9 protein-coding genes and 1 pseudogene are annotated in these 13,407 nt (G+C 66.8%); 5 read left to right on the top strand and 5 right to left on the bottom strand.

Translation table 11 applies throughout. From position 1 onward, the window contains the following. Nucleotides 1-69 precede the first annotated feature (69 nt). Nucleotides 70-408: a hypothetical protein gene (locus tag ACTXG9_RS14700; protein WP_005411772.1), complete on the bottom strand. Its 339-nt coding sequence runs from the start codon at nucleotides 406-408 to the stop codon at nucleotides 70-72. A 147-nt stretch (nucleotides 409-555) separates the two neighbouring features. Between ACTXG9_RS14700 and ACTXG9_RS14695 the strand changes: the two genes are divergently transcribed. The 3 genes and pseudogenes from ACTXG9_RS14695 to ligD form a co-directional block, all read left to right on the top strand. Continuing rightward, nucleotides 556-954 carry a hypothetical protein gene (locus tag ACTXG9_RS14695; protein ID WP_021204615.1) on the top strand — a complete coding sequence of 133 codons (399 nt, stop codon included), beginning with the start codon at nucleotides 556-558 and terminating at the stop codon, nucleotides 952-954. A gap of 139 nt (nucleotides 955-1,093) precedes the next feature. Continuing rightward, nucleotides 1,094-2,014 (top strand): non-homologous end joining protein Ku, encoded by a 921-nt coding sequence (gene ku, locus ACTXG9_RS14690; RefSeq protein WP_021204616.1) that lies wholly within the window; start codon nucleotides 1,094-1,096, stop codon nucleotides 2,012-2,014. 109 nt (nucleotides 2,015-2,123) lie between these two features. Further along, a pseudogene (gene ligD, locus ACTXG9_RS14685) lies at nucleotides 2,124-3,071 on the top strand (non-homologous end-joining DNA ligase); the annotation flags it as partial. 75 nt (nucleotides 3,072-3,146) lie between these two features. On the opposite strand, the gene ACTXG9_RS14680 reads toward ligD, so the two are convergent. The 4 genes from ACTXG9_RS14680 to ACTXG9_RS14665 form a co-directional block, all read right to left on the bottom strand. Beyond that, nucleotides 3,147-3,539 (bottom strand): hypothetical protein, encoded by a 393-nt coding sequence (locus tag ACTXG9_RS14680; RefSeq protein ID WP_456115725.1) that lies wholly within the window; start codon nucleotides 3,537-3,539, stop codon nucleotides 3,147-3,149. 103 nt (nucleotides 3,540-3,642) lie between these two features. After that, nucleotides 3,643-4,671, bottom strand: a complete 1,029-nt coding sequence (gene adhP / locus ACTXG9_RS14675; RefSeq protein WP_021204618.1) for an alcohol dehydrogenase AdhP — start codon at nucleotides 4,669-4,671, stop codon at nucleotides 3,643-3,645. 96 nt (nucleotides 4,672-4,767) lie between these two features. Beyond that, the gene (gene eda / locus ACTXG9_RS14670; RefSeq protein WP_111099265.1) at nucleotides 4,768-5,406 is read right to left on the bottom strand and encodes a bifunctional 4-hydroxy-2-oxoglutarate aldolase/2-dehydro-3-deoxy-phosphogluconate aldolase; all 639 of its coding nucleotides are present in this window, start codon (nucleotides 5,404-5,406) and stop codon (nucleotides 4,768-4,770) included. Beyond that, nucleotides 5,393-6,412 carry a sugar kinase gene (locus ACTXG9_RS14665; protein ID WP_026346897.1) on the bottom strand — a complete coding sequence of 340 codons (1,020 nt, stop codon included), beginning with the start codon at nucleotides 6,410-6,412 and terminating at the stop codon, nucleotides 5,393-5,395. Before ACTXG9_RS14665 ends, eda begins: the two co-directional genes overlap by 14 nt. 285 nt (nucleotides 6,413-6,697) lie before the next feature. On the opposite strand from ACTXG9_RS14665, the gene ACTXG9_RS14660 reads away from it, so the two are divergent. Both ACTXG9_RS14660 and ACTXG9_RS14655 read left to right on the top strand, forming a co-directional pair. After that, nucleotides 6,698-9,448, top strand: coding sequence for a TonB-dependent receptor (locus ACTXG9_RS14660; protein WP_029550752.1), 2,751 nt, complete (start codon nucleotides 6,698-6,700; stop codon nucleotides 9,446-9,448). 138 nt (nucleotides 9,449-9,586) lie between these two features. Beyond that, a complete protein-coding gene (locus tag ACTXG9_RS14655) occupies nucleotides 9,587-13,390 on the top strand; it encodes a LamG-like jellyroll fold domain-containing protein (RefSeq protein WP_288041325.1) in 3,804 nt (1,267 codons plus the stop codon). The last annotated feature ends 17 nt before the right edge of the window (nucleotides 13,391-13,407 follow it).

Genomic DNA, 13,407 nt, shown 5'->3' with positions numbered 1-13,407 from the left:
CGGCCGCTGGCCGGCATCGCTTTGTGTAGGGCAGCCCAGACGTTGCCGGCCAGCGGCCGGCACTACCGGTCAGTCGGGGGCCTTGGCCGGCACGAACGGCGAGGTCGGGTCGCTGGCCGGGAACGTCTCCTCCAGCGCCTCGTCCTGGTTGTCGCTGGCGCGCTGCTTGCGCTCGCGGCGCTTGAGCGGGCTCTCCTGGCCACCCCGGTGGCGGTCACCGCCATCCTTGCGGTCCTGGGCGGCCTGTTCAGCCTCGTGCTTCACCGGCAGGTGGTCGTGCTCGGCATCGAAGAACGGCGCGCCGGTGCCGCGGTAGTCGGCGTTGTCGGCATCGCGCTTGCCGCGCTGCTCGCCGGGAATGGGCGGGTGGTTCTCCCGCAGCGGGTCTCGCGAGGTCTCTCGGCTCATGGTCTGGTACCTGCCCTTGGGGGGATTCCACTACACCGCCCCGCAGGTAAAGCCGTTGCGAACCTGGCGTCATGAACATCTCGCTCACCCCCCGGTAACGGCACCGCGCGTATTCCTGCCCACCCGCCCCCGCTGCAGGAGCCGTCCATGCCCCGTCTTGAACGACCCGCACCGTCCGTGTTCAACGCCCTGCTCGATCCACTCGGCCAGCGCACTGCCCAGCGCCGCACGCGCCGCCAGGAAGATCCGCAGGCGGTGGCGCAGGACTACCTGCAGTACATGATCAGCGACTACGAGGAGAGGCGTGGCCAAAGCCACCGCAACTGGCGCGATCTGTGCCCGGTATATGCCTTCGCGCTGACGACCCATGCTGCGGATTGGCCACGCGGTGATGCTGCCGATACCTGCGAGGAACTGGCCGAGCATTGGGAACAGATGCGCGGGCAGTCGCGGCTGGGCTGGTCGCAGGCACGCCCGGTCGTGGAGGACGCCTGGCGCGCGCTGGACCATATCCCGGCGGCGGCGGTGAGGCCGTTGCTGCAGTAGTGGCGGGCACTTGAAGCAGCCGAGCGCGGGCTCGGCTCTACAGCCAAGTGGTCGCGCCACCTGACGTGCACGGCACGGACACGGTTGGTTTACGCCCTCCGGCCCACGCTGGGCACCCTGCCCCGCCAAAGGTACGCCCATGGCCCGCCCGATCTGGACTGGCACGCTCTCGTTCGGCCTGCTCAATGTGCCGGTGTCACTGATGTCCGGAGAGCGCAAGGTCGATCTGCAGTTCCGCATGCTCGACTCCCGCGATCGCAAGCCGATCCGCTTTGAGCGGGTCAACGCCGATACGGGCGAGGAAGTTCCCTGGAAGGACATCGTCAAGGCCTACGAGTACGACAAGGGCAGCTATGTCGTGCTGGAGGAAGGCGATATCCGTTCGGCGGCACCAGAAAGCCACGAGGCCGTAGAAGTGGAATCGTTCGTGGATGCATCGCAGATCGATCCGCGCTACTACGAGAAACCGTATTTGCTGGTGCCCGGCAAGAAGGCCGAGAAAGGCTATGTGCTGCTGCGCGAGACCCTGCGCAGCACCGGCAAGGTCGGTATCGCGCGGGTGGTCGTGCGCACACGCGAGTACCTGTGCGCGGTGATGCCGCATGAGGACGCACTGGTGCTGATGATCCTGCGCTATCCACAGGAACTGGTGGATCCGGAGGAGTACAAGCTGCCCACCGGCAAGCTGTCCGACTACCGCATCACCAGCAAGGAAACGGCGATGGCCGAACAGCTGATCGAGTCGATGGCCGGCGACTGGGATCCGTCGCAGTATCACGATGAATTCCGCGAGCGCCTGCAGCAGGTGTTGAACAAGCGCATCAAGTCCAAGGGGGGTACCACGCGGGTCGACGATGAGCCTGCACCGCGCGAGGACGCCAGCACCAATGTGGTCGATTTCATGGCGCTGCTGCAGAAGAGCCTGGATGCCAACAAGCGCACGCCAGCGAAAAAGACGGCAACGCGGAAAGCAGCCACCAAATCCACGGTAAAGAAGGCAGCCAAGAAGGCTGCGAAGAAAGCTGCAAAGAAGACCGCTGCACGCCGCAAGGCAGGTTGAGCATGTCGCTGGAGCAGTACCGGCGAAAGCGCCGACCTGGCGGCGGCGCAGGGCAGACGCCGGCGCCTGACGACACGCCCGCGCAGGGTGATCCGACGCGGCGGCCTACCTGCGCCAGGCTGGTTTCAAGCGGCTGCGCAGCGACACGCCGAAGGAGGACCTTGGAATGAACATCGCAGATACCGAAGCTGGAGGCGAGGTCCAGATTACTCATCCGGAGCGGGTGGTTTTTCCAAAGCAGAAGCTGACCAAGGGCGCCGTGGCCGACTACTACCAGCGCATGGCGCGCTGGATCCTGCCGGAAATCAGCGCGCGTCCGCTGTCACTACTGCGCTGCCCGGACGGCGTCGGCAAGGCCTGCTTCTTCCAGAAGCACCATGGTGCCGGCCTGGGCGATGCGGTACATGCGGTGCCGCTGCAGCAGAAGAGCGGGCGCGAGGATTACGTTTACATCGACGACGCACGGGGCCTGCTGCAGCTGGTGCAGATGAACACCCTGGAGTTGCATCCCTGGGGTGCAACCGTCGCCGACCCCGAGCATCCGGATCGGCTGGTGTTCGATCTTGACCCTGGAGAAGGCGTCAGCTGGGCACAGGTGAAGGCCGCTGCGCGTGACGTCCGTGACCGCCTGCAGGAGGCCGGCCTGAAGAGCTTCGTGCGGTTGTCCGGTGGCAAGGGCGTGCACGTTGTGGTGCCGCTGAAGCCCAGGGCCGACTGGGAACAGGCCAGGGTGTTCTGCGAGGCATTTGCCCGGGCGATGGCGGAGCGCGCGCCGGACCACTACGTGGCGACCATGAGCAAGGCCAAGCGTGGCGGCGTCATCTTCATCGACTGGCTGCGCAATACGCGGGGCGCCACCAGCGTGTGCTCGTGGTCGCTGCGTGCGCGTGAAAGTGCCGGTGTGGCGGTACCGCTGCGCTGGGAGGAACTGGCACGCGTCGGTGCGGCGGATGCGTTTTCGATGGCCAAGGCGCTGGCGCGCGCGAAGCGGCTGAAAGCGGATCCGTGGCAGGGCATCGATGCGTTGAAGCAGACGCTGCCGCGGATGGACCTGTAGAGCCGAGCCTATGCTCGGCTGCCTGTGTAAATGTGCATGAAAGCCGAGCACAGGCTCGGCTCTGCAGGGGCGGCATCACCTTGCATCGCGCGAGGGACGACGGCCAAACCACCAGCCGGCCAGCAATTGCAGCGGCAGCGACGCCAGCAGCGAAATGACGAACCAGAGCGGGAAATCCGCACCCGCCGTCCACATCGCGTAGCCGCAGCCCAGCGCGATCAGCGACCAGATCGAGAAGCCGTGCGAACGCGGCCAGCAGGGCGCGTAGTAGGTGGCAAAGGCGATACCCGCGATGCCAGCGAGCACGCTGAAGGCCAGGTCCCAGCCCAGCTGCGCGCTGTTGTTGTCCGGCGGCATGCCCAGCAGCGGCGGCAGCCAGCTGGCGACGCTGCTCACCAGCGCAAGTGAAAGTACACCGCCGAGCAGGGCAACGATGGACAGGAACAGGATCTTGAGCACGCCGGGCATGCGCGCATTGTACGGCCGCGCGGGTGCCCGCTGGCGATGAATCGGCATGGCCGCCGCGTCCGTGGGAGAGGGGGACGGAGCGGCGGCGGCCATGCACGGAGGGTCAGGCGGCGAAGTCCAGTACGACGCGGCCTTCGATGGTGCCTGCGTGCATGCGTGCGAACACGTCGTTGATGTTTTCCAGGCGATCGGTGCTGACGGTGGCGGCGACCTTGCCCTCGGCAGCGAACTGCAGCGATTCCTGCAGGTCCAGGCGGGTGCCGACGATCGAACCGCGCACGGTGATGCCGTTAAGCACCATGCCGAAGATATCCAGCGGGAAGTTGCCGGGCGGCAGGCCATTGAGCGAGACAGTGCCGCCGCGGCGGACCATGCCCAGTGCCTGCTCGAACGCCTTCGGCGACACCGCGGTGACCAGTGCACCGTGTGCGCCACCGATCTCCTTCTTCAGGAAGGCGGCCGGGTCGGTGGTACGCGCGTTGACGGTGACCTGCGCGCCGAGCTTCCGCGCCAGCGCCAGTTTGTTGTCATCCACGTCCACCGCCGCCACGTTCAGGCCCATTGCGCGGGCGTACTGCACGGCCATGTGGCCCAGGCCACCGATGCCGGAGATCGCCACCCAGTCACCGGGCCTGGTGTCGGTGACCTTCAGGCCCTTGTAGACGGTCACGCCGGCGCACAGCACCGGCGCGATCTCCACGAAGCCCACGTCCTTTGGAAGCAGGCCGACATAGTTGGCATCGGCCAGTGCGTACTCGGCGAAGCCGCCGTTGACCGAGTAACCGGTGTTGCGCTGCGTTTCGCACAGCGTTTCCCAGCCCCCCAGGCAGTGTTCGCAATGGCCACACGCCGAGTACAACCAGGGGATGCCGACCCTGTCGCCTTCCCTGACGTGCCCGACCCCGCCACCCACGGCCACGACGTGCCCCACGCCCTCGTGACCGGGGATGAACGGCGGGTTCGGTTTGACCGGCCAGTCGCCCTCGGCGGCGTGCAGGTCGGTGTGGCAGACACCACAGGCCTCGATCCTGACCAGTACCTCGCCCGCCCCCGGGCGTGGTACCGAGACTTCCTCGATGACCAGTGGCTTGCCGAACTCACGCACGACAGCGGCCTTCATGGTGGAATTCATGTTCGGATCTCCGTAGTGCGCTTGCCCACAGAATGACGCCGGCACGAGGCCGGCGCTTTGATCACGATCAAACCTTTGAAGATCCGTGCGTCGGGTTCAGCTGGCCAGCACCGAGGCCTCGCGGGCGAGGCGCTCGATGGCCTCCCAGTCGCGGGTCTGCAGCAGTGCCGGCGTGGTCAACCACGAGCCACCCACGCACAGCACATTGGGCAGGTGCAGGAACTGCGGCGCGGTCTGCGCGCTGATGCCACCGGTCGGGCAGAAGCGCACGTCGGCGAATGGACCGTGCCAGGCCGCCAGCAGCGCGGCACCGCCGGCCTGCACGGCGGGAAAGAACTTGAACGTGTCTTGGCCGTGCTCCAGGCCCAGGATCAGGTCCGAGGCCGTGGCCGCACCGGGCAGGTACGGCAGGTCGGCATCGCGCGCGGCCGCGTACAGTGCCGGCGTGGCGCCGGGGGACACCGCGAAACGCGCTCCGGCCTGCTTCGCCGCCTGCATCTGTGCCGGGGTAAGCACGGTGCCGGCACCGATCACCGCGTCCGGTACGGCCTCGACCATGGCCGTGATCGCGTCCAGCGCCTGCGGCGTGCGCAGGGTCACTTCGATCACCGGCAGGCCGCCGCGGAACAGGGCCTGGGCCACTTCGACCGCGTCATTCACGTTTTCGGGGGTGTACACCGGAATCACCGGTGCCAGTTTCAGGACCGCGCGTACGCGCGGATCAGCGGCGGACATCGAATCGCTCCTCGCCCATCAGGGCCAGCACGTCAGCTTCGCTGACAGGATTGAAATCGCCGGGGATGGAGTGCTTCAGCGCCCCGGCGGCCAGGCCGAACCGCACGGTGGCGTCGGCATCAAGGCCGGACAGGATGCCATGCAGGATGCCGGCCGCGAAGGCATCACCGCCACCGATGCGGTCGACGATGCCCTGCAGATGACGCAGTGGGGCCTGTGCGCGGGTTCCGTCGCAACCCAGCAACACAGCGCCCAGCACATGGTGGTCCACGCTCAGCACCTGCCGCTGCGTGCAGGCCATCCACTGCAGTTGCGGAAAGGCACCGAACGCGGCGGCAGCGGCCGCGTCGATCCGCTCCATCAGGTCCGGCTGGGTGAAGCGGGTGCCCAGTACGACCTCCATGTCGCGGTAATCGGCGAACACGATGTCGGCCTGCGCGAACAGTTCGCGCAATACCGCCTGCGCATCGCCTCCCCAGCGCTGCCAGAGGCGGGGCCGGAAATTGCCGTCGAAGGAGACGCGGACACCGGCCTGTCTTGCCGCGCGCGCCGCCGCCAGCGTGGCCGCCGCCACGTGCGGGCCCAACGCCGGGCTGACCCCGGAGACGTGCAGCCACTGCGCGTCCTGCAGCAGCGCTGGCCAGTCGTAGTCGGCTGCAGTGCTGCGCGCGAACGCCGAATCCGCGCGGTCGTAGACCACTTCGCTCGCGCGCTGTACCGCGCCGGTGGTGAGGAAGTACAGGCCCATGCGGCCCTCGGCGTCCTCGCGCACACCGCGCGTATCCACGCCGTGCCGCCGCAGTTCACCCAGTACATGCGCCCCCAGCGCATTGCCGGCCACGGTGCTGACCATGGCCACCTGATGTCCAAGCCGGGACAGCGAGACACCCACGTTGGCTTCGGCCCCTCCCACATGGACCTGGAGTTGCGGCGACTGCAGCAGCAGTTCGTTGCCGGGGGCACCCAGGCGCAGCAACAACTCTCCAAAACACACGATACGACCCATCTCAGCTCCTTCACGCGTGCCACCAGCATGGGACACTGCATGGCGTGTAAGTGGACCACGCGAGGGGCGTGGCGATTGGCTAGCGGTGTCATTCTAGACCGAAGACGCCTTGAGAGCGCTTGGGCGATATGTCGAAACCTTTGTCCTGCAAGCGTCTTGGAGACATTGCAAATCTGTTGCGGTGCAAGATGCCCGATCCCGGTGGTGCTGCTAACGTCGGTTTTGACTAGCGGTGTCATTTCGCCGCGCAGCTGCGATACCAGACCTTTGGGAGAGGGGAAAGGCATGCAATCTCGGATCCATGGAAAAAAGACACCGGTTACCTTGCTGGCCCTGGGGGTGGGACTCGCCCTGTCCACCAGCGCGGCCGCCCAGCAGCAGACCGCTACCGACCTGGACACGGTGAACGTCACAGGCTATCGCGCCAGTGTCGAAAAGGCGCTGGACATCAAGCGCGGCGAGGCCGGCGTGGTCGATGCCATCGTCGCCGAAGACATCGGCAAGTTTCCCGACCTCAATCTGGCTGAATCGCTGCAGCGCATTCCGGGCGTGGTGATCACACGCGAAGCCGGCGAAGGCCGCAACATCTCGGTGCGCGGCCTGGGCCCGGATTTCACCCGCGTGCGCATCAATGGGATGGAAGCGCTGACCACCGTCGGCGCCGGTGACCAGAGCGGTGGTACCAACCGCGGCCGCGGTTTCGACTTCAACGTGTTTGCCTCGGACCTGTTCTCGCAGCTGGTGGTGCGCAAGACCGCCTCGGCCGACGTCGAGGAAGGCTCGCTGGGTGCCACTGTCGACCTGCGCACCGCGCGCCCGTTCGACTACGACGGCTTCACCTTCGCCGCAAGCGGCCAGGCCGGCTACAACCAGATGGCCGAAAAGGCCGACCCGCGGCTGGCCGCGCTGGTCTCCAACACCTTCGCCGATGGTACCTTCGGCGCTCTCCTGTCGGTGGCCTACTCCGAGCGCCAGGCACTGGAGGAAGGCTCCAACACTGGCCGCTGGGCCAACGGCCCGAGCAATGGCAATTTCGCTGCGTCATCGCCGTTCGCCGCCGCACGCGCCGCTGATGTATTCCACCCGCGCTTCCCGCGCTACGTGCAGATGGAACACGAGCAGAAGCGCCTGGGCGTGACCGGCTCGCTGCAGTGGAAGCCCAGCGATGCCAGTGAAGTATCGCTGGACATGCTGTACTCGAAGATCGATGCCACCCGCGACGAGCAGTACATCGAAGCGATTTCCTTCAGCCGTGGCAGCAGCAGCACCCCGCGCCTGGTCGGCAAGCCGAGCACCATCGTCAGGAACGGCGAGATCCGCAACGGCGCGCTGCTGTACGGTGAATTCGACAACGTCGACATCCGTACCGAGAACCGCCACGACGAGTGGAGCACCGAGTTCAAGCAGATCAGCCTGAACGGCCAGCACCGTTTCGGCGACGACTTCACCGTGTCCGGCAAGCTGGGCATCTCGCGCTCCAGGCACGAGAATCCAGTGCAGACCACCGTCATCATGGACAAGTACGACGTCAAGGGCTACAGCTACGACTACCGTGGCAACAGCCGCTTCCCGATCCTAAACTACGGCATCGACCCGACCGACCCCAACGGTTGGGAACTGGCGGAAATCCGCCTGCGCCCGCAGTACGTGGACAACGACTTCGATACCGGCCAGATCGACTTCAACTGGAACATCAGCCCCGGCTTCCGCCTGAAGGGCGGCGTGCTTGCCAAGGACTACACGTTCAAGACCACCGAACTGCGCCGTGCCAGCGAACTGGCCGTGCCGACCTTCGCCAGCGGCAGCAGGATCGTGCCCGTGGACATGATCAACCAGGCCGGCCTGAAGGGCATCAATGGCAATCCATCCAACTGGGTGGTGCCGAACCTGGATGCAATCGCCGACCAGTTCGACATCTACAGCAACAGCGGCATCTATGCCGTCGCGCCGCGCGCCAACAACGTGCGCAGCGTGGAAGAGAAGGACCGTGGTGCCTACCTGATGGGCGAGTTCAGCACCGAAATCGGCTCGCTGCCGCTGTCGGGCAACTTCGGCGTCCGCTACGTGCGCACCAGGCAGACCTCCACCGGGCTGTCGACGCTGGCCAGTGGTACCACCTCCACCACCGCCACCCGCACCTACGATGACACCCTGCCCTCGTTCAACCTGGTGGCCGAGGTCACGCCCGATTTCCTGATCCGCCTGGGTGCGGCCAAGGTCATGACCCGCCCGGGCCTGGGCAGCCTAACGCCAGGTGCAACCGTGGCCGTGGCCGGTGGTGCGCGCACCATCTCCAGCGGCAATCCCAACCTGGACCCGACGCGCGCCACCAATGTCGACCTGGGCTTCGAGTGGTACTTCGCCGAAGGCGCGATGGCGGGCCTGGGCCTGTTCTACAAGGACATCGAGACCTCGGTGCAGACCCTGCGCGAGAACCGCCCGTACACCGACAGCGGCCTGCCTGCCGAACTGCTGACCGGTACCGGCGCCTCGCCCACCGACGACTTCACCTTCACCCGGCCAGTCAATACCCCCGGCGGTGAGCTGTACGGCGCCGAGGCGAACTACACCCAGCCCTTCACTTTCCTGCCGGGCAAGTGGTCGAACCTGGGCGTGCAGCTGAACTACACCTGGGTCGAATCGAAGATCCAGTACATCAACTCGGCTGGCCAGCCGGTGATGAAGAACGATCTGCTGGGCCTGTCCAAATCGTCATGGAACGCAACGCTGTTCTACGAAGGCGAGACCTTCGCTGGCCGCGTCTCCGCCACCAACCGCGATGACTACCTCACCCAGGTGCCCGGTCAGGAAACCGGCTTCAACCTGGACGGCTACCACGGCATGACCGGCACCACGGTCATTGATGCGTCCATCCGCTACAAGATCAGCGACCAGCTGGAACTGAGCCTGGAAGGCATCAACCTGACCAACGAAGCCTCGGATGAATGGGTGTACTCGCCCGCCACCGGCCGCCTGCCACTCCAGTACACCGAAACCGGCCGCCAGTTCCTGCTGGGCGTGCGCTACAAGTTCTGAGCAACGCCGGCGGCGCGTACCGATACGCGCCGCGGTTCGCCATGACCGCTGCTGCGCCGCAAGGTGCCGCTGCGGCGTGGCCTTGCTACGGTCCGGCGGCCCGCCGCCGGCCGTCGCCCGTTGAAAGGAAATGTCTCCATGCCGCACCGCACGACCGTGTCCCGCTGCCTGCTGCTGGCAGTGGCCCTGGCTGCAGGCCCCGCGACGGCCGCCGCCGATGTCCCCACCCTGCTCTTCCATGTGGATGCCAATCACGGCCTGCAGGCCGTGACCGCTCACGGTGAGGCCGTAGCGAACTTTCGCGACAAGGTCGCGGTGGTCGACGACGGCCAGCATGGCAAGGCCATCCAATGGGAAGACGACGGCGTGCTTGCCTGGGACGCGCCGGGCAACATCCTGGCCCAGCGCGGCACGCTGGCCTTCGACTGGCGTTCACGCTACGCGGTGGGTGAAGCGCCGTTCGTGATCTTCCGCGTCGGCTACGCCGACCACAGCAGCTGGGACATGGCCTGGCTGCGCATCGACTGGAACGGGCACGGCTTCGATGCCTTCGTCACCGATGCCAACCTGGCACGCACACGCGTGTCGTTCCGCATGGATGCACTGCCGCGTCCCGACCAGTGGTTGCACCTGGCCTTCGCCTGGGATGAGGACCACGGCGTGCGCCTGTTCATCGATGGCCGCGAAGTGGCGCGCGCGCAGGCCACCGGCAATTACGATGCCGCGCTGGACCAGCTCGGCCTTGCCGGGCGGGTAATGGCACCGTACCAGGTGCAGAGTCGCTACAACTTCCTGCGTGGGAGCGATTTCCAGCACATCCGGGTCTACGACCGCATGCTGGATGCGCCGGCGGTGGCAACGCTGGCGCGCGGCCGCGAGCCAGCCAGCGCCGTGGCGATCGGCGATGGCACGCGCGCCTGGCGCCACCGCTTCGGCTGGGAAGGGGCTGCACCCCCAGCGTTGGCGGCCGGCGGCACCCGCATCCGCAAGATCGAATTCGCCGACACCCGCGACCTGAAGGCGTGGATGTGGAAGGCCACCGATGGCATCGCCGAAACCACCTGGCCGGGCGTCTACAACCGCTCGCGCCTGCCCGGCCGCAATGACTACTTCCAGCTTCCGGACTGGAACACCTATGTGGAAGGCGGCCAGCACCTGGACCTGACCCTGCCGGCCACCGAAACGGTGAACCGGGTGGAGATCCGTGGTGCGGCCTTCGGCACCCTTTCCCACGGGCCCGACGCCGGACATGCCACCGACGTGCTGGTCACGCGCCCGCGCGGCGTGGTGCGCAGCGTCGACGACATTGCCGCGCAGCGCGGCGGCGTGCTGCGTTTCAGCAACGTCGAGCAGGAAACACCGATCCAGGAAATCTGGGCCTACCACGTGAGCGAGGGCACCGAGCCGGAAGGCACGGTGAAGCAGACCTACATCATCGACAGCCGGGCGCTGCCCGACTACACCAACCTGGACGCATTGCGCCGCTACATCGACGGACGTTTCCCGGCCGCCGAACGCAGCACGGTGATGGCGCTGCCGAAGGGCGCTGGTTCCCGCCGCCGGGATGCCGGCACCCTGCCCGCACATCCGCAGCCGATCGTGCACGTGCTGATTCCTTCCGGGGTGGGTGACGCGCCGGCCAACCAGCCGCTGATCCGCAGCTGGGCCTACAGCTGGGAGAACATGCACGACGGCCTGGACGGCGTGGCCATCGACCTTCCCGCGCTGGACCTGCCGCCCACCCACGATGGACTGATCCCGCTGAACATCCGCATCAAGGATCCGATCTGGCCGGCGCGCGACATGATCGATGTATCGGTGTCGGTGCCGCCACGGCAGGCGCGCACGCTGTGGCTGGACCTGCGCGATCGCATCCTCACCCCGGACAGCCTGTGGCTGAGCATCGCCTCGGCCGCACCAGGCTTCGATGCCGATGCCCTCGACGGTGCGCAGGTCCGGCTGGTGTTCAAGCCGCGTGCCGACGCGCTGAAGGAGCACGTGGCCGACCGCTTCAACCAGGTCCGCGACAACTGGGGCTTCCTGGTGGAAGAGCACACCACGTCCAAGCGCCAGCGCCTGTACGCGCGCGTGTACGCGGACCTGAGCGACCTGCTGCGGGTGGATCCGGACCATGAACTCGGCCGCCTGTACTGGAACTACATCAGCTACAACAGCCAGGGCCGCCCGCCCTACACGGCGCCTGCCGTGCCCAGGGGCGTGCCGGCGTGGGCATTCAACCAGGTGCAGGACCTGGCGCAGGTGCGGCAGTTCGTCGACTGGTGGATCGACGAACGGCAGGTGGCCTACGGTGACTTCGGTGGTGGCATTTCGGACGATTCCGACCTGACCCAGCAGTGGCCGGGGCTGGCCCTGATGGGCGTGCAGCCGGATCGATTGAACGCCTCGCTGACCGCGCTGTCCGACGCGGTGTACCGCAACGGCATGTTCAGCAACGGCTTGAGTACCATCGAGACCGACGAGCTGCATTCCTATGAGGAAGGCATCAACACCAACAGCGCCATGCTCTACCTCAACTGGGGCGATCCGCTGACGCTGGAACGCCTGATGGAAACGGTGAAGGCCTTCGACGAGCGCATCATCCTGCGCAACCCGCAGGGCCACCTGCTGTTCTCCAGCAACTGGTTCGGTGGCAACAAGGTCTACCGCGAACCGAACTGGCAGTGGCAGAAGCCGTATTCGTTCCCGGTGCTGCACCCGGCGTTCCTGCTGGGCCAGTACAACGCCGATCCCACCGGCCGCGGGCTGGTGATCGGCCTGGCCGATGGCTATCTGGCCCACGCAGGCAAGGACGACAAGGGACGCTTCACCCTGCCCAACGAGATCAACTGGGCCAGCGGTGCCACCCGCGGCGGCGAGTTGAACAACGGCTCCGGCAGTGGCGACACGATGCACACCTTCTGGGCGGCGTGGCGCTGGAGCGGCGATGCGAAGTACCTGCAGGCACTGGACTACCGCGTGGCCCGTGGCGGCCCGGGCGCACTGGCCAACCTGGGCGAGAACGTCGTGGACGTACTGGGCCGGCAACAGGACTGGTATCCGCTGCTGCGCGCCGAGGCCGACGCGGGAAAAACCGGCTTCGCCAGCCTGATGGCCTGGCAGGCCAGCGGCGACAGGTCATACATCGCCGCCCTGCATGCCGACGGCCTGCAGGCGAAAGTGCAGCGCGCGTACATGAACACCGAGGGCCACTGGTGGTCCGACCGCGTGGAAGCGCCCAGTGAATTCCTCCAGCGCGCACGCCTGGGTGGGATCGCGCTGAAGCGCAACCAGAGTTGGCCCGGCCACACCGTCAGCTGGCGCTTCGACCGCGATGGAGCGGCCGAACAGGTCGCCCTGCTGGTGCATGCGCCGTCGCGTGAACGTTTCACCGTTACCAGCTACAACCTGGGCACGCGCACCATCGGCGCCGACATGACCGGCTGGAACGTGGCCAGCGGGACCTGGCGGATACGCAGCGGCGTGGATGCCGATGGCGATGGCCACATCGACGGCACGCCCGCCGAACGCCGCGTACAGCTGGAAACCAGCGCTTCGGTGGCGCTGCAGTTCCGTCCCGGGCGTACCGAGGTGTTCGAGTTCGAACGCGTGTCCGAGGGAACACCGGTGGAAACACGGCCGGACCTGGGCGTGGGTCGCGGCGACGTACGCATCGACGGCAGCCAGCTGCAGGTGACCGTGCACAGCCTGGGCCATGTCGGCACCGGCGTGGCCGTAGCAATGCTGGAAGACGCGCGCGGTCGCGAGATCGCCCGCACGGACGTGCCGGCACTGGGGGCACCCCGTGACCTGCAGCCGAAGACCGTGCAGGTCTGGCTGCCGTTGCCGGCCGGTGACCGCAGCGGCCTGCGCGTGCGCGTGGCGCTGGCCGACGGTGGCGAGGAAGTGACCCGGCTCAACAACGTGGTCGGCGTGCCGCGATGATGCCTGCATTACGCCGG

Source organism: Stenotrophomonas maltophilia group sp. LNF247 (assembly GCF_054083135.1).
Note: the sequence above shows the minus strand (reverse complement) of the source record. Positions and strands in the feature narration are given on the sequence as shown.